Raw genomic sequence first — 15589 nt, forward strand, 5'->3', positions numbered from 1 at the left:
ATGATCATAAAATTGCTGCATGGCACCTGGACGATGATTCGTACCGTCCTAATGGTCGCCAGTCATACGTTCAGAAAACGTGAAACGCTGCTTTATCCTGAGCAAAAGGTACCGCTGCCGCCGCGCTATCGTGGCCGCATCGTGCTTACCCGCGACCCTGACGGCGAAGAGCGTTGCGTTGCGTGCAACCTGTGTGCGGTTGCTTGCCCTGTTGGCTGTATCTCGCTGCAGAAAGGCGAAAAGGACGACGGGCGTTGGTATCCCGAGTTCTTCCGTATCAACTTCTCGCGCTGCATCTTTTGCGGCCTCTGTGAAGAGGCCTGCCCCACGTCGGCTATCCAGCTTACGCCGGATTTCGAACTAGGTGAGTTCAAGCGTCAGGATTTGGTATTCGAGAAGAAAGACCTGCTGATTTCCGGCCCCGGCAAGGATCACGATTACAACTTCTATCGTGTCTCCGGGCTGTCGATTGCAGGCAAGGATAAGGGGGAGGCACAGAACGAAGCCGAACCGATTAACGTCAAGTCGTTGCTGCCGTAAGCCACAAGAGGTCCTGATCGTGGAATTCGCGTTTTATTTATCTGCAGCAGTCGCCGTCGCCGCTACCTTCTGCGTGGTGACTGGTGTTAACGCCGTGCACGCGCTGCTGAACCTGGTGGTGTCGCTGATTGCCATTGCGATGGTGTATTTCTCCATCGGTGCGCCTTCAGCGGCGATACTGGAAATTATCGTTTACGCCGGTGCCATCATGGTGCTGTTCGTCTTCGTGGTCATGATGCTGAACCTTGGCCAAGCGGCGGTAGAGCAAGAGAAGGCATGGCTCAGGCCGGGTATTTGGCTGTGGCCATCCATTATGGCGGCGCTGTTGCTGGCGGTGCTGGTTATCACGCTGTTCATGGATAGCCGAGGCTATGGTGTAGGTGGCGTGTCGCAAACACCCAAGCAAATCGGTATGGCGCTGTTTGGTCCTTATATCGTGCTGGTTGAGTTGGCGGCCTTCCTGCTGTTGGGAGCGCTGGTAGCAGCCACTCACGTGGGCCGCGACGAGGGCCATTCAGATCAAGCCGATGAGCGTCCGGAGGGGCTGAAATGAATAACGCAATCTCTTCCGTGCCGTTGGAACACGGCCTGATTCTTGCGCTGATCCTGTTCGTGATCGGGGCTGCAGGTTTGCTGGTCCGCCGTAACGCGCTGTTTGTGCTTATGTGTCTTGAAATCATGATGAACGCAGCAGCACTGGCATTTGTGGTGGCCGGTTCGGCATGGGGCAAGGCCGATGGCCAGGTGATGTTTGTCTTTATCATTACCCTGGCGGCGGCCGAAGCCAGTATTGGTCTCGCCTTCCTGATTCAGCTTCATCGTCGATTCAAGACTGTTGATATCGACGCCGTCAGTGGGATGAAAGGATGAACTATTTATTTCTGGTCACACTCTTTCCGCTGATAGGTGCTGTTTTACTCGCCGTATTCCGCCGCATGCCGGTGAATCTGGCGGCCACCATCGGCGTTGGCTCGATCGGTCTTGCAGCGCTGACCACGCTGTCGCTGGGGCTACAGTTCTTTGGCAACGATCAAACCGCGTTTGTTCAGCATCTATGGAACTGGATATCGGTAGGGGCCTTTGAGGTTGGCTTCGATTATCGCCTCGATGGTCTATCGCTCACCATGCTAGGCGTTATTACCGGCGTCGGCTTCTTGATCCACCTGTTCGCCTCCTGGTACATGCGTGAGGATCTGAAGGATCAAACCGGCTACCTCTATACCCGTTTCTTCTGCTACATGAATCTGTTCGTGTTCAGCATGCTGATTCTGGTGTTGGGAAATAACCTGCTGCTGATGTTCCTCGGCTGGGAAGGTGTGGGCCTTTGCTCCTATCTGCTGATCGGCTACTACTATCGCGGTGAAGCCAACGCCTGGGCGGCCTTCAAGGCGTTTATCATCACCCGTGTGGGCGACGTGTTCCTGGCAATCGGCATGTTCCTGATCTGGGTACAGTTCGGTACGCTGGATATCCAAACCGTGATCGCGCAAGCGCCCGACGTCATGGCGGAAGGTTCGCTGCTGACCGAGCTAACGGCACTGATGCTGCTAGGCGGCGCGGTAGGTAAATCTGCCCAGCTGCCGCTGCAAACCTGGCTGGCGGATGCGATGGCGGGTCCGACGCCGGTATCGGCGCTGATTCACGCGGCTACCATGGTAACGGCCGGTGTTTACCTGATTGCGCGTACCCATGTCGTATTCGAACTGGCGCCGTTCACCGATGAACTGGTGGGCGTGCTGGGGCTGCTTACGCTTTTGATTGCTGGCTTCTCGGCGCTGGCCCAGACCGATATCAAGCGCGTACTGGCCTATTCGACCATGAGTCAGATTGGCTACATGTTCCTGGCGCTTGGGGTGCATGCGTACGACGCTGCCATCTTCCACCTGATGATTCACGCGTTCTTCAAGGCGCTGCTGTTCCTGGCATCGGGGTCGGTCATTATCTCCTGCCACCACGAGCAGAACATTTTCAAAATGGGCGGACTGCGTAAGAAGATTCCGCTGGCCTATGCGTGTTTCGTGGTCGGTGGTGCGGCACTGTCAGCACTGCCCATCGTGACTTCTGGCTTCTATTCGAAGGATGAGATCCTGTGGTTGTCGTTCGCTAACGGTCACACCGTTCTATGGCTGGGTGGTTTGTTGGGTGCCTTCCTGACCTCGATCTACACCTTCCGCATGATCTTTATCGTGTTCCATGGCAAACCCACTAGCCATGCCAGCGAACATGCTCATGCACCGCACGGTATCGCTCATCACCTGCCGCTGCTGGTGCTGATTGTGCTATCGACCTTCGTGGGCGCATTCATTACGCCGCCGCTTTCCAATGTGCTTCCTGAAACAGAAGTTACTGCGAGCCACGCGCTGCAAATTTCGCTTGAAGTGCTGTCGTCGGTGATTGCAATCGTCGGTCTGGGAATCGCCGCCGCGCTGTTCCTCGGTCGTCGTCGCTTCGTCAAAGGGCTGGCGGAAAGCGATGAAGGTGCCAAGTTGTGGCAGTTCTTCCACTCAGCCTTTGCGTTCGATGCGAGTTACGACCGTTTGTTCGTCAAGCCTTACCTGGCGATTGCACGGCTGCATCGCTGTGACTGGATTGACAAGCTGGCGGGAGTTTTCCCGGGGCTGGTGAAACTGGGCAACAGCGCCATGTCGGCGTCCCAAAATGGTCAGCTGCGCAGCTACGCGGCAACCTTCGTGCTAGGTGCCTTGGTAATCGTTGCGGCGCTTTTAGTTAGTTGATGACGTTAGGCGCGCGTTGGCCCAGCAGATGGCTGGCTAACGCGACGCCACTTTTTAAGGAAAAGGAATCGAGACGCTCATGATTCTTCCATGGCTCATACTGATCCCCTTTATTGGCGGCCTGCTGTGCTGGCTGACCGGTAATGTGGGCCAAAAGGTGCCCCGCGTCATCGCGCTGGTAAGCACTGTGGTGCTGGCGGCACTATCGCTGTCGCTGTTGGCAGATGGTTCTTTTCAACTCGGAAGCATCTCGGCATCTCCCCAGTGGGTGAGCGAGTTCCAGGCTGACTGGATAGGTCGCTTCGGTATTTCCATTCATCTGGCGGTGGATGGTCTGTCGGTGGTGATGCTGCTGTTGACCTCCGTGATTGGACTGCTCGCAGTGTTGGCGGCATGGAATGACGTTGAACGCCGTAGCGGTGGCTTCTATCTCAACCTGATGTGGCTGCTGGCGGCGATCGTTGGCATTTTCACCGCGGTCGATCTGTTCCTGTTCTTCGTGTTCTGGGAAGCAATGCTGATCCCGATGTTCTTCCTGATTGCGCTGTGGGGCTTCCAGGGGTCGGAGCGTGCTGAACACGTAAAAGCGGCGGTCAAGTTCTTCATTTATACCCAGGCATCGGGTCTGCTGATGCTGCTCGCCATTCTGGGGCTGGTATTCTTCAACTTTTACCAGAGCGGCACGCTCACCTTCGACTTCACCGAGCTGCTTGGCACTTCCATTGAGGGGCCGCTGGGCATGGTGCTGATGCTGGGCTTCTTCATTGCGTTTGCAGTGAAGCTCCCGCTGGTACCGTTTCATGTCTGGATGCCCGACACGCATGCGCAGGGCCCGAGCGCTGGTTCTCTCGATCTCGCCGGTATCCTGATCAAAACGGCCGGCTTTGGTCTGCTGCGCTTTGTGCTGCCGCTGTTCCCCGACCAATCAGCTGCCTTTGCTCCCATCGCGATGGCGCTAGGCCTGATCAGTATTTACTACGGCGCGGTAATGGCGTTCTCGCAGCGCGACATCAAGCGACTACTGGCGTACTCGACCATCTCGCACATGGGCTTTGTGGTAATCGCCATCTACTCCGGTAGCCGCCTGGCGCTGCAAGGGTCGGTGGTACTGATGGTGGCGTCGGCATTGTCAGGATCGGCGCTCTTTATCGTATCGGGTCTTCTGTACCGTCGATTGGGCACCCGCGACATGAGCCAAATGGGCGGTCTGTTCGGGCGTGTTGGTGCGCTGCCAGGTTTCTCGCTGGCCTTTGCCATGGCGTCGCTGGGTATTCCCGGAACGGCCAACTTTGTCGGTGAGTTTCTGATCCTGTTCGGCAGCTTTGAAAGCTGGCCGATTGTGACCATTATTGCCGCTATAGCGCTGGTGCTGGCGTCGGTTTACGCGCTAATGCTGCTGCACCGCGTTTATTATGGCGAACCCAAAAACGCTACCACCTACGAAGGCCTTGGCCTGCGTGAGGCATTCATGCTTGGGCTGGTACTGGTGCTGTTGCTGCTGTTCGGTTTCTTCCCGCAGTTGATCCTCGACATCTCGTTGCAATCGATGACTGAGGTAGCACAGTGGTTTCTGAATCCTTCCTTGCTTCAATAGACTGAGCCGCCATGAATCTGACACTGACACATTTATTCGCGATCCTGCCGCTGATTATCGTCGGCATTACGGTCGTAGTGGTCATGCTCTCGGTGGCCTTCAGAAGGAATCACTTCCTTAATGCTACCCTGAGCGGTATTGGCCTGATCCTCGCGCTGCTCTCCGTTTTCTGGGTGCAGTGCAGCGATCATGGGAGCCAGCTCCCGACGCTGGTAAGCCCGATGATAGTGGTTGATAGCTACTCGCTGTTCTATATCGGGCTGATTGCGGTGGCTGCGCTGGCATGCACCGTGTTCGCCTATGCCTATCTCGATAGGCTGAAGGTGCACCGCGAGGAATTTTACCTGCTGCTGCTGTGCTCGACGTTGGGGGCCATGGTGCTGGTTTCCGCAGTGCATATGGCGTCGCTGTTCGTCGGTCTTGAACTGATGTCAGTGCCGCTTTACGGCATGGCCGCGTACACCTTCCGGCGCCAGCAGTCTCTTGAGGCGGGCATCAAGTATCTGGTGCTGTCGGCAGTTGCGTCAGCGTTCCTGCTGTTCGGTATGGCGCTGCTATTTGCTGCATACGGTGAGCTTGGCTTTGCAGGGCTTGGCCTCAAGCTGGTATCGGTCGATTATCTCGATACTTGGACGATCATCGGCGTTGGCATGATGGTCATCGGACTGGCGTTCAAGCTATCGATAGCGCCGTTCCACATGTGGACGTCTGACGTATACGAAGGGGCACCTGCGCCAGTTTCCGCTTTCCTGGCAACGGCCAGCAAAGTGGCCGTATTTGCAGTGCTGGTGCGCTTCCTGATTCTGGCGCCCACCTTCTCGGTGAAGCTGTATACGGTGATTGCCGTGCTGGCAGTGCTCTCAATGCTGGCAGGTAACCTGCTGGCGCTGCGTAGCCGCAACATCAAGCGTCTGCTGGGCTACTCGTCAATTGCTCATCTTGGCTATCTGCTGACGGCAGTGGTCGCACTGCGCAGTGGTGTTTCCGACGGTGCCGGCGAGTTGAGCGTGAGCGGGCAGTTGGTCCTCGAAACCACAGGTGTCTACCTGGTTGCTTATGTACTGACATCGCTGGGCACCTTCGGTGTGGTGGCGCTAGCTACGCACACTAATAGCGAAGATCGTGATACATCCGAACTACGCGGACTCTTCTATCAGCGTCCGGTATTGGCGGTGTGCATGGCGTTTATGCTGCTGTCGTTGGCGGGCATTCCGCTGACCGCGGGCTTCATCGGCAAGTTCTACGTGCTGGCGCTGTCGGTCAACGATGAGCTGTGGTGGTTGGCCGCGTTTGTGATTGTCGGTAGTGCTATCGGGCTCTATTACTATTTGCGCACCATGGCGCAGTTGTTCCTGCCATCCGCAGACGACACCGTGACTGCGGCCAGTGGCCGTGGGCAAGCGCTGGGTGCACTGGTTGTCGTTATCGCAGCTGCTCTCACGCTGTGGATTGGTATTTGCCCGAGCCCCGTTATCCATATCGTAAGCAGCGCGCTGCCGGTAGGGCTGTAACGGGCGCTGCCAGCGATCGCTTGGCATGTAAAAGCCGAGGCGGAGGTTACTCCGGCTCGGCTTTTTTCTTTCCATAAAGCTTCATTAGTCGCACGTGGCTCACCCAATCCCACCGATATGTGGTAGTTTAATGCGCCTCTGGTGCGTTCGGTGACAATTGGATCGCACGCTTCGTAACGTTAATGCCAGCCAAGATTTCTGCTATGACCGCTACTTCCACTGCTTCCTGTTCCGGTGACGATGCGCAAGTGAACGCCAACAAGCTGGATCGTTCCGACATGCATTGGATACTGGGGTTATACGGCACCGCCATTGGCGCGGGAACGCTGTTTCTACCAATCAACGCAGGTATTGGTGGCGTATGGCCACTGATAATGATCGCGCTGTTGGCGTTTCCTGCCACCTACTTCTCGCATCGCGGTCTGATGCGCTTCGTGTTGAGTGGTGCGAAAGAGGGCGACCGCGATATGACGGTCACCTTCAAGCGGCACTTCGGGCGGACAGCAGGTTCGCTTCTCACGGTATTTTACTTCTTCGCGGTATTCCCGCTGCTGTTGGTATATAGCGTTGCGTTAACCAACACCGTGCAGAGCCTGCTAATCCACCAGTTTGGCTGGTCCCCCATTCCCCGCGGCTGGTTGTCGCTGCTGTTGATGGGGGCATTGGTGTTAATCGCTCGAGGAGGCCAGCAGCGCATCCTGAAGACCATGAGCCTGCTGGTGTATCCCTTCATCATTGCGTTGGTCGCGCTGGGCTTGTTTCTGATTCCCCAGTGGAAGGGGGAGTTTCTGGCCACGGCCTCCGCACCGATCAACTGGCACCACATGACCTACACCCTGTGGCTAGCCATCCCCGTTATGGTGTTCTCGTTCAACCACTCCCCGATGATTTCGGCTTTCTCCGTCGCCCAATATCGTCGCTATGGTGATCGTGCCGATCAGAAGGGCTCTCGCATGCTGGCGATATCTCACCTGTTGATGGTGATAACGGTGATGTTCTTCGTATTCAGCTGCGTGATGACGGTATCCCCGAGCAATCTTGCTGAAGCGCGCGATCAAAACGTCACCATTCTGTCGTACCTTGCCAACTATCTGGGTACGCCGGTTATTGCCTACGCTGCGCCCATTATCGCGCTGGTAGCAATCAGCAAATCCTTTCTTGGTCACTATATCGGTGCAGAAGAGGGCGCTCGTGGACTGCTGGGAAATCGCGGTCGAGGCGTCGATGTGCTGGTGTCGATCATGATTTTCGTAGCGTGCTGGATGACCGCTACCCTCGATCCCAGCATTCTCGATTTGATTGAAAACCTTGGCGGTCCCGTTATTGCTGTGCTGCTGTTTTTGGTGCCGATGGCGGCCGTCTATTCGGTGCCAGCGCTGGCCAAATACAAACGGGCGCCTTCCAACCTGCTGGTGATCGTCGTGGGCCTTATCGCGGTATCCGGCATGCTGTACAAGTTTCTGAGTTAAAAAATGCCGCTGGTAGCCACCAGCGGCGTTTGTTGGGTGACACCGCAATATCCCATCGCATTGGCTCGGGGACAGGGCAGTGGCGTGGCGGCTAGCGTGGATGTATTTCAAGCCTGCTCGGCGGCTGACTACCGAGCGCTCGTTGACGCATGCTGCTGGCGCTTCCTGTTCGTTACCCTCTGTTGATATCGCATCGCAGCCGTTAGCAACCTCTACGGCTGTGCTTGCCCTCTATTGCAGTGGGCCAGCGTGTAACGCGCTATCCGGATGGTGCACGTGCACGATGGTACAAGCGATCTTGCTGGCGCACCTCACTGATGTTCAGCAACCCATGGAAGCCCATTTCTCTATCCAGCTCGGTGCTTAGCAACTGCAAGGCGTGAGCGAGGCCGCGCTGACCGCCAAGAATGGTGGCGTAAAACAGCGGACGGCCGATCATCACGCCATCAGCGCCTAGCGCGATAGCCTTCAACGCATCCCCAGCACGCCGCACGCCACCATCGAGCAGAACCGTTAGCTCAGGGCAGGCTGCGCGAATGCTCGGTAGGGCTTCAAGCGGTGCGATAGCGGCATCGCTTAACCGCGCGCCGTGGTTCGACACGATAACGCCATCGACGCCAATCTCCTGCGCCATTACGGCATCGCGGTCGGAAAGAATACCTTTCAGCAGTAGTTTGCCAGGCCACTGTGCCCGGATAGCGCGAATGTTGTCCCAATTGAAGTTGGCCGCTCCCCCTACTGATCCTGCGCTGGAGGCAAAGATGCTGGGGCCGCGCTGATGAGTAACGTTTTCAATGTGCGGAATGCCACGTCTAAGTAGCGTGCGGCCGAAGCGGCTAAGCACCCAGCGAGGATGGCACAGCATATCCAGCCCCAGCCGTGCTGACGCCTTGAACGGCATGGCATAGCCTGCACGGGTTTCTGGCTCGCGGCGGGCAGCCACTGGCACGTCGACGGTAATCACTAGTGTTTTGAAGCCCGCGCTTTTAACGCGTTCGACAACGTTACTGATAAGCGTTGCGTCGTCGGGTAGATAAGCAGCGAACCACGCCTCGGGATTCACCTTGATGACCTCCTCCATGGGCGTAATGGAGTTGGCGCTCAACTGGTAAGGCACCTTCGCGCTGTAAGCGGCAGCGGCCATTGCGATATCGGCGTTGTAGCCCAGCACTGCTGCTGCGCCGAAGGCTGATACGCCAATCGGCATATCGAAGTGCTGCCCAAGCAGTTGAGTGGTGGCGCTGCGTGATCCCACACCGCGTAGCTGGCGCGGTACCAGCGCCCACTGTTTGAAGGCATCACGGTTGGCGGCCAGCGCTGTGCCGTCGCCTGCCGAGCCCGAAACATAGGCATACAGCGCCCGTGGCAACAGGCGTCTCGCGGCGGCGCTGTAGTCGTCCAGATTCAAATAGCGCTGTTGGTCACGTCGGCGCGGCGTTAGCGAACTGCTCATGGTGATGCTCTTGTTCGTTCAGAAGGAAGAAAATGCTGACTACACCACGAGGCCCAGCAGCAGTACGAATACCAGGCCAAACACCGAGATAAGCGTTTCCAGCACTGACCAGGTCGCAAAGGTTTGTTTGATCGACAGACCGAAGGATTCCTTGATCAACCAGAAACCGGTGTCGTTGACATGGGAAAGGAACACGCTGCCAGCGCCCGTTGCTAGCACCATCAGCGCAGGATCGACCTGGCTTGCTTCCATCAACGGCAGCACCATTGCTGAAGTGCTAAGCGCTGCCACCGTTGCTGAGCCTTGCGCGGCTCGAATCATCGCGGCAATCAGCCACGCCAGTAGCAGCGGAGAAACGTCGCTGTGCTCGAACAGTGCTTTTACGTAGTCGCCCACGCCGCCTTGCAGCAGCACTTCCTTGAAGGAGCCGCTAATGCCGAGAATCATCACCAGCATAGCGATAGAGCGCACGGCGGTTTCCATCGAAGCGGTTAGCTCTTTCATCGAGCGCTGGCGCATGACGCCCATGCTGAAGATGGCAAACAGCACCGAGATCAGCATTACCATGGTGGGCTTGCCGATCATCTCGATAGCTTCGAACCAGCCATTATTCTCGATCTGCCATGCGTCCTGCACAAACTTGATTACCGTCGCCAGTAGCATCAGCAGCACTGGTAGCGCAGCGGTAATCGCACTAATGCTGAAGCTGGGCAGTTGGGCGCGCTCGAGCTCCTTCACCTCGCCCAACGCGGTGACATCGCCCACCGATTTGATTTCCAGAAACTGCGGTGCGGTGCGTTTCAGCAGCCATACAAACAGCGGGCCTGCCAGCAGCAGCGTAGGAATGGCCACGATCACTCCATAAATGAGCACCATGCCCATGCTGGCCTGATATTCAGAGGCAATAACGGTCGGCCCTGGATGCGGCGGCAGAAACGCGTGGGTGACCGACAGCGCGGCGATCATCGGCAGCGCAAGATAAAGCAGCGGTTTCTGCGTTTGGCGATGAATCTGGTAAACGATTGGAATCAGCAGCACCAGTCCCACTTCGAAAAACAGCGCAATGCCCAGCACGAAGGCGGTTACCATCACCGATAGCTGAACCCGGCTCTCACCGAAACGCTCGATCAGGGTGGTCGAGATTTGCTGCGCACCGCCCGCATCGGCCAGCAGTTTGCCCAGAATGGCCCCGAATACGAAAATCAGCCCCACGCCACCAAGGGTGGCCCCGAAGCCTTTTTCGATGGCCGGAACCACAGCATCCAAGGGCATTCCCAGTGCGAAGGCTAGCAGGCACGACACGATCGCCAGCGCGATCAGCGTTTGTACCCGCAGTTTCATGATCAGCACCAAGAGCACCACAATTCCCAGCGCGGTGATAATAAGAGGCATATGAGCAGTTCGCTTTATAAGTGGATATGCCGCCCCTTATATCAGAATGACGGGGTGCGCGAGGCCGAATAGCGACCTATGTCTAAGGGAAAAAATGTCGGCTGTGATCTTCGTCGGATCGACGGGAAGAGGGCGCTGTTCGAAAAAGCGCGGAGGGTGTTGGCGGACTAGATCAGTACTTTCTTCTGAGGTCGTTTGCCGCTTTCGGTCTGCTCGATGTTTTTGATGCATTCCAGCGGTAGCCGAATACGTGCGGCAACCGGAAGATGGTCGGAGAAGAGCTGATCGAGCACGTGATATTCCTGCACCTGCAGACTTTTCGAGATGAGGATGTGGTCGAGCGCGCGTTTGGGCTGCCACGCGGGGTAGCTGTCCAAGGCTTCGATAGGCGTTAGATCAACCGCATCGAAGAAGCGCGGGTGAGCCCCCAATTGGCTGCTGGTGGCGTTCAGGTCGCCCATGAACACAACATTGTTGAGCGGTGCGATAAGCTTGCTTAGGTAATCAAGCTGCTTGTGCTGCGTTTTTGTTCCCAGCGCAAGGTGAGCGACAAAAATATGCAGCGCATCTTCGCCATTACCAAAACGCGCATGCATGGCGCCGCGCCCGGGTGGGCCGGGTAGCTTGTGGTTGACCACTTCTGTAGCGGGAAAACGGCTAAGCAGTCCATTGCTGTGCTGGGCAAAGCGCCCCAGGTCACGGTTCAACTGCTGGAAGGAGTAAGGAATATTCGCCTTGTCGGCAAGGTAATCAATCTGATTGACGTTGCCCGAGCGAAAGCTGCCGCCATCGACTTCCTGTAGCCCGATAATGTCGTAGCCTTTCAATAGCTCGGCAATCAAGGTGAGGCGTCGGTTGCGTTTGGCATTGGGCAGCAGGTGTTGCCAGCTGTGGGTCAGGTACTGATAAAACGCTTGGGTACTGATGCCGACCTGTAGATTGAAGGTCATCAGCCTGATGTCCCGCGGCACTTCGTAATGCCTGGGTGTTTTAGCTTCGTGCCTGGCGTTGCTGTTCAACTGCGGCGTGCTCCATTGAACGCTGCTGGTGGAAAAGCGCCCAACGCGTGAGAAGCGTTGAGCGCGGAGGGTGCTTACTTCGACGAGCCTTCGGCGCGTACTTTTTCGATCAGCTGATCGGTAACGTTCAGCATGTTGTCGAGGCCGCCGGCCGTCTGCGGGGTTACCACGTATTTGCCGTTAACAACGATCGCGGGCGTGCCCATGATCTTGTAGGCCAGCAGCTCTGAATGAGCGCGATTTACCTGGCTCTTCAGGCCGAAAGAGTTAAGCGTATCGATGACTTTCTCTTTGCTGACACCGTAGTTGGAGTAAAAATCAGCAATGTCGTTGGGATCCGTCAGGCGGCGATGCTGCTGATGAATCGCTTTGAAGAAGTCTTCGTGGGTCTTGTCGATGATGCCAAGGTCCTGTGCGGCATAGAAGGCGCGCGCGTGATCGGTCCAGGTTTTGCCCATGGTGGCGGGCAGCACTTCAACATCAACATCGCTGGGAGCCTTGTCGCGCCAGGATTTGAAGCTCGACTCAAGGTCGTAGCAGTGCGGGCAGCCGTACCAGAACACTTCCTGTACCAGAATCTTGCCACCGGTATCGTGGCTTACCGGTTCGCTCAAGGTTTGGTAGCTGTCGTCTGCCTGAGCGCTTGAAAGGCATGCAATCGCAGCAACGCTAGCAATCGCGAGCAGTGCCAGTCGTTTCAACATCGTGATCTTTCTCCTGAATCGGTAGGGATGGCGGACAACCACCGTTAGGTTTTGTCTGAAAACTGCTTGCAGTTGGCCACGCTGCGTTAAAAATTAGCTCAAACTGCTCATCTGCATTAAACGAATCCGGTTTTATCGCCGATTTTTGCCTTGCCTGACCTTCGCTCACTGACATTCAGACAGAACCTGAGGTCTTGGAACTTAAAAAACGATTAATGTTCCGCTGTTCGTGCAAGCATCGCTCGCGCGTCTGTAGGTAATCGTTAGTCTGACATTTATTTTTTTCGGCGTCAGCCCGCCATGAGCGCCTTGGCGGCTCGCGGTAAGCCAGCGTACGAAGCAGACACCGCTGTATCGTCGGCGTATTGGCCGCATTGAGGCGCTGTGCCATGGCCTAACATAGGTGTTGGAGCATCGACGCTTAACGTATACGGCTTCGCTGCTATTCTTTACACTAGCCGCTTGGTTGCTCAAGTGCATACATTTGCCAGATGTTTGCCTGCAGCGGCCCGCCCATCAACGGAGTTATTGCCCAAGATTCGGCGGCAATCCATCGCTCCCCGTGTAATTTCCGCAAGAGTTTTCGATCATGACGTCACCGCAAACGCTCAACTACCGCAAGGCGCAGTTTCTGACCAGCGCGCCTACCTTGGCTGCCTGTCCTGAAGACAGCGGCGCTGAGGTGGCGTTTGCGGGGCGCTCGAATGCGGGGAAGTCGAGCGCCATTAACACGCTCACCAATCAGAAAGCGCTGGCGCGCACCTCCAAAACGCCGGGGCGTACTCAGCTCATCAACTTCTTCTCGCTGGACGACACCTATCGTCTGGTCGATCTGCCCGGCTATGGCTTTGCCAAGGTGCCCGAAAAGGTCAAGCTAGAGTGGCAGCGCCATCTTTCGGACTATCTGCAAAACCGCAGCGCGCTGCGTGGTCTGGTGCTGCTGATGGACGTGCGTCATCCGCTGACTGAATTTGATCGAACCATGATCGGCTGGGCCGATGAGTCTGAGCTGCCGCTGCAGCTGTTGCTAACCAAGGCCGACAAACTAAAGCGCGGCGCGGCCATGAATACGCTGCAAAAGGTCAAGCGCGAGCTGGCCGCCTTCTCAGGTGATGTTCAGGTGCAGCTGTTTTCTTCCTTGCAGCGTCAAGGCGTTACCGAGCTCGAACAACGTCTCAACGAGCTGCTGCTGGGAGAGTAGCCGGTTAATCGCGGCGTGGCGGTGGTGCGGGGCAGTGGCTGGCTGCGGTTGAGGGGGCGCTATTCAGCCGCTGAAAGCACTGCTCGCTCTTATCACTAGCCGCGCAGGCACCTTGCGCAGCATGGATTGATCGCTTGAGCGATAGTGCTTAAGAATGGCGAGCGTTTCGTTCGCCATGGCATCGATATCCTGATCGAACGAGCTTAATTGGTAAGCGCCCCAGCCGCTGGCATCGATATTGTCGTAGCCCACCACTGCCACGTCCTCGGGGATCCTGACGCCCAGTGTTTGACGCAGGGTATCCATTGCGCCCAGCGCCATTAGATCGTTGGCGCAAAACACGCCCTCAGGGCCCATGCCTGTCCGCCATAGACGTGCCACAGCCTCGGCACCGCTTTGATAGCTGAAGTCGCCGTGCGCGGTGGCAATGTCGCTGATCCCACGCTTCGCTAAATAGCCTGAGAATCCCTGCCAGCGCTGCTGCGCTGCGGGGCTGTCCGATGGGCCATGAATGAAGCCGAGACGCTGGCACTTTTGTGCCAGCAAATGAGCGGCCGCCTGCCTTCCTGCCGATTCGTTATCTGAATTCACCGAACTGATACCGGGCGCGTTTTGTACGTTGTTGAACGCCACTACCGGAATACCCGTGCGTGAAAAGCTTGCCGCTGCGGCCGGTGTTATCACGGCGAGCGCACTGACGATGGCGTCTACCCGATAGCGCATCGATTGATTCAGCGCGGCGTCGAGCGCGTGATCGCTGTCGACACAGGACACCAGCACTTGCTGACCGTGCTGCTGAAGTGTGTTGGTGAGCGCTTGCAGTACGCGTGCATAAAACGGGTTATGCATTCTGCCGGTGACCAGCGCAATCATCTGCGAGCGTTGCCCTTGCATGATCGCAGGCAGGGCATTGGGGCGGTAACCAAGCCGATCGGCAGCGGCCAGCACCTTCGCGCGGGTAGCTGGTGAGACGCTGCCGCGGCGTGAAAAGGTGCGTGAAACAGCGGACTGCGACACCCCTGCCAGCTGTGCAACGTCGGTCGACGTTGGTAATCGATGGATATTTTTCACGGCGTTGCTCTGTGTGTTGTTCGACTATCAGCCTATTGATGCAGGTCGAGTATCGCTCCTATTTTGAAACGGTGTGCATAGCTATGCAATTCCTTCGATAACAGATCAGGAGCTGTTGATGGCCAAGCGTGGAGTACTCGATACCTTCAATCTGGCGGGCAAAACTGCGCTGGTGACCGGTGGTTACAGAGGCATCGGTAATGCTATTGGTTGGGCATTGGCGGAAGCAGGAGCCGCGCTGATTATTGCCGCGCGTAGCCTGGATAAGGCGGAGCAGGCCGTGGCCGAGTTTAAGGAAGCCGGGCACAGCGCTGTTGCGCTCAAGGTGGATGTCGCTGATTACCAGAGTGTTCAGCGGGCCATCGCGCAGATTGAGGGCAATATCGATGTGCTGGTGAACAACGCGGGCATTTGCTACCACGAAGCTGCGGTAGACATTGCCCCTGAGCGCTTCACCGAGGTGATCAACGTTAATCTCAACGGCGTGTGGTTTTGCTCGCAGGCGGTAGGCAAACGAATGATCGCGCAGGGCGGCGGCACCATTATCAACATTGGCTCGATGTCGGGTGACATTGTTAACCGCCCGCAAATGCAGCCTGCCTACAACGCCTCGAAGGCCGCCGTACACCACCTGACACGCTCGCTGGCGGCGGAGTGGGCGCCTCACCATATTCGCGTTAATGCCATTGCGCCCGGCTATATCAACACCGATATGTCGCCGGTCGATGAGCCGCGTTTTAAGCGCTATTGGATTGAGGACGCGCCACAGCAGCGAGCGGGGCACCCCACCGAGTTGGGGCCGCTTGCGGTGCTGCTAGCGAGCGATGCGTCTTCCTTCATGACTGGTGAAATCATCACCGCTGACGGTGGCTATACCCTCTACTAGCGCCGGTTGTTGAA

14 protein-coding genes are annotated in these 15589 nt (G+C 56.9%); 9 read left to right on the plus strand and 5 right to left on the minus strand.

Annotated features, from left to right (window positions below; genetic code table 11):
* From nuoI to R84865_RS11530, 7 genes are all read left to right on the plus strand, one after another.
* Window positions 1-540 carry an NADH-quinone oxidoreductase subunit NuoI gene (nuoI, locus tag R84865_RS11500; protein ID WP_025733590.1) on the plus strand — a complete coding sequence of 180 codons (540 nt, stop codon included), beginning with the start codon at window positions 1-3 and terminating at the stop codon, window positions 538-540.
* A gap of 19 nt (window positions 541-559) precedes the next feature.
* Window positions 560-1093 (plus strand): NADH-quinone oxidoreductase subunit J, encoded by a 534-nt coding sequence (nuoJ, locus tag R84865_RS11505; RefSeq protein ID WP_435633159.1) that lies wholly within the window; start codon window positions 560-562, stop codon window positions 1091-1093.
* Window positions 1090-1410 carry an NADH-quinone oxidoreductase subunit NuoK gene (nuoK, locus tag R84865_RS11510; protein ID WP_435633158.1) on the plus strand — a complete coding sequence of 107 codons (321 nt, stop codon included), beginning with the start codon at window positions 1090-1092 and terminating at the stop codon, window positions 1408-1410. The genes nuoJ and nuoK overlap by 4 nt, the downstream gene beginning before the upstream one ends.
* On the plus strand, window positions 1407-3275 hold the full coding sequence (nuoL, locus tag R84865_RS11515; protein ID WP_435639745.1) for an NADH-quinone oxidoreductase subunit L: 1869 nt from the start codon (window positions 1407-1409) through the stop codon (window positions 3273-3275). Before nuoK ends, nuoL begins: the two co-directional genes overlap by 4 nt.
* 79 nt (window positions 3276-3354) lie before the next feature.
* Entirely contained in the window at window positions 3355-4869 is a 1515-nt protein-coding gene (gene nuoM / locus R84865_RS11520; protein WP_435639746.1) for an NADH-quinone oxidoreductase subunit M, read from the plus strand.
* 11 nt (window positions 4870-4880) lie between these two features.
* Window positions 4881-6380, plus strand: coding sequence for an NADH-quinone oxidoreductase subunit NuoN (nuoN, locus tag R84865_RS11525; RefSeq protein ID WP_435639747.1), 1500 nt, complete (start codon window positions 4881-4883; stop codon window positions 6378-6380).
* Window positions 6381-6583: 203 nt separating this feature from the next.
* On the plus strand, window positions 6584-7849 hold the full coding sequence (locus R84865_RS11530; protein ID WP_435639748.1) for an SLC5/6 family protein: 1266 nt from the start codon (window positions 6584-6586) through the stop codon (window positions 7847-7849).
* A 259-nt stretch (window positions 7850-8108) separates the two neighbouring features.
* Here the strand turns inward: R84865_RS11530 and R84865_RS11535 are convergent, their stop codons facing one another.
* The 4 genes from R84865_RS11535 to R84865_RS11550 all read right to left on the minus strand — a co-directional run bounded on the left by R84865_RS11535 (window position 8109) and on the right by R84865_RS11550 (window position 12417).
* A complete protein-coding gene (locus R84865_RS11535) occupies window positions 8109-9302 on the minus strand; it encodes an alpha-hydroxy acid oxidase (RefSeq protein ID WP_435639749.1) in 1194 nt (397 codons plus the stop codon).
* A 39-nt stretch (window positions 9303-9341) separates the two neighbouring features.
* Complete coding sequence (locus tag R84865_RS11540) at window positions 9342-10694, minus strand: gluconate:H+ symporter (RefSeq protein ID WP_435633152.1); 1353 nt, start codon at window positions 10692-10694, stop codon at window positions 9342-9344.
* 167 nt (window positions 10695-10861) lie between these two features.
* Window positions 10862-11644, minus strand: a complete 783-nt coding sequence (locus R84865_RS11545; RefSeq protein WP_435633151.1) for an endonuclease/exonuclease/phosphatase family protein — start codon at window positions 11642-11644, stop codon at window positions 10862-10864.
* Between the two features lie 143 nt (window positions 11645-11787).
* Window positions 11788-12417 (minus strand): thiol:disulfide interchange protein DsbA/DsbL, encoded by a 630-nt coding sequence (locus tag R84865_RS11550; RefSeq protein WP_435633150.1) that lies wholly within the window; start codon window positions 12415-12417, stop codon window positions 11788-11790.
* 589 nt (window positions 12418-13006) lie between these two features.
* Here R84865_RS11550 and yihA point away from each other — a divergent pair.
* On the plus strand, window positions 13007-13618 hold the full coding sequence (gene yihA, locus R84865_RS11555) for a ribosome biogenesis GTP-binding protein YihA/YsxC (RefSeq protein WP_435633149.1): 612 nt from the start codon (window positions 13007-13009) through the stop codon (window positions 13616-13618).
* A 63-nt stretch (window positions 13619-13681) separates the two neighbouring features.
* Here yihA and R84865_RS11560 read toward each other — a convergent pair whose 3' ends face one another.
* Window positions 13682-14689 carry a LacI family DNA-binding transcriptional regulator gene (locus R84865_RS11560; RefSeq protein ID WP_435639750.1) on the minus strand — a complete coding sequence of 336 codons (1008 nt, stop codon included), beginning with the start codon at window positions 14687-14689 and terminating at the stop codon, window positions 13682-13684.
* Window positions 14690-14807: 118 nt separating this feature from the next.
* On the opposite strand from R84865_RS11560, the gene R84865_RS11565 reads away from it, so the two are divergent.
* On the plus strand, window positions 14808-15575 hold the full coding sequence (locus tag R84865_RS11565) for an SDR family oxidoreductase (protein WP_435639751.1): 768 nt from the start codon (window positions 14808-14810) through the stop codon (window positions 15573-15575).
* Window positions 15576-15589 lie beyond the last annotated feature (14 nt).

The organism is Carnimonas bestiolae, assembly GCF_051251145.1.
Lineage (GTDB): Bacteria > Pseudomonadota > Gammaproteobacteria > Pseudomonadales > Halomonadaceae > Carnimonas > Carnimonas bestiolae.

Excerpts from the sequence above, each read along its gene's own strand:
- R84865_RS11565 (WP_435639751.1), top strand. The coding sequence starts at position 14,808 with ATGGCCAAGCGTGGAGTACTCGATACCTTCAATCTGGCGGGCAAAACT.
- nuoL (WP_435639745.1), top strand. The coding sequence starts at position 1,407 with ATGAACTATTTATTTCTGGTCACACTCTTTCCGCTGATAGGTGCTGTT.
- R84865_RS11535 (WP_435639749.1), bottom strand. The coding sequence starts at position 9,302 with ATGAGCAGTTCGCTAACGCCGCGCCGACGTGACCAACAGCGCTATTTG.
- nuoI (WP_025733590.1), top strand. The coding sequence starts at position 1 with ATGATCATAAAATTGCTGCATGGCACCTGGACGATGATTCGTACCGTC.
- R84865_RS11530 (WP_435639748.1), top strand. The coding sequence starts at position 6,584 with ATGACCGCTACTTCCACTGCTTCCTGTTCCGGTGACGATGCGCAAGTG.
- R84865_RS11550 (WP_435633150.1), bottom strand. The coding sequence starts at position 12,417 with ATGTTGAAACGACTGGCACTGCTCGCGATTGCTAGCGTTGCTGCGATT.
- nuoK (WP_435633158.1), top strand. The coding sequence starts at position 1,090 with ATGAATAACGCAATCTCTTCCGTGCCGTTGGAACACGGCCTGATTCTT.
- R84865_RS11545 (WP_435633151.1), bottom strand. The coding sequence starts at position 11,644 with ATGACCTTCAATCTACAGGTCGGCATCAGTACCCAAGCGTTTTATCAG.
- yihA (WP_435633149.1), top strand. The coding sequence starts at position 13,007 with ATGACGTCACCGCAAACGCTCAACTACCGCAAGGCGCAGTTTCTGACC.
- R84865_RS11540 (WP_435633152.1), bottom strand. The coding sequence starts at position 10,694 with ATGCCTCTTATTATCACCGCGCTGGGAATTGTGGTGCTCTTGGTGCTG.
- nuoM (WP_435639746.1), top strand. The coding sequence starts at position 3,355 with ATGATTCTTCCATGGCTCATACTGATCCCCTTTATTGGCGGCCTGCTG.
- nuoN (WP_435639747.1), top strand. The coding sequence starts at position 4,881 with ATGAATCTGACACTGACACATTTATTCGCGATCCTGCCGCTGATTATC.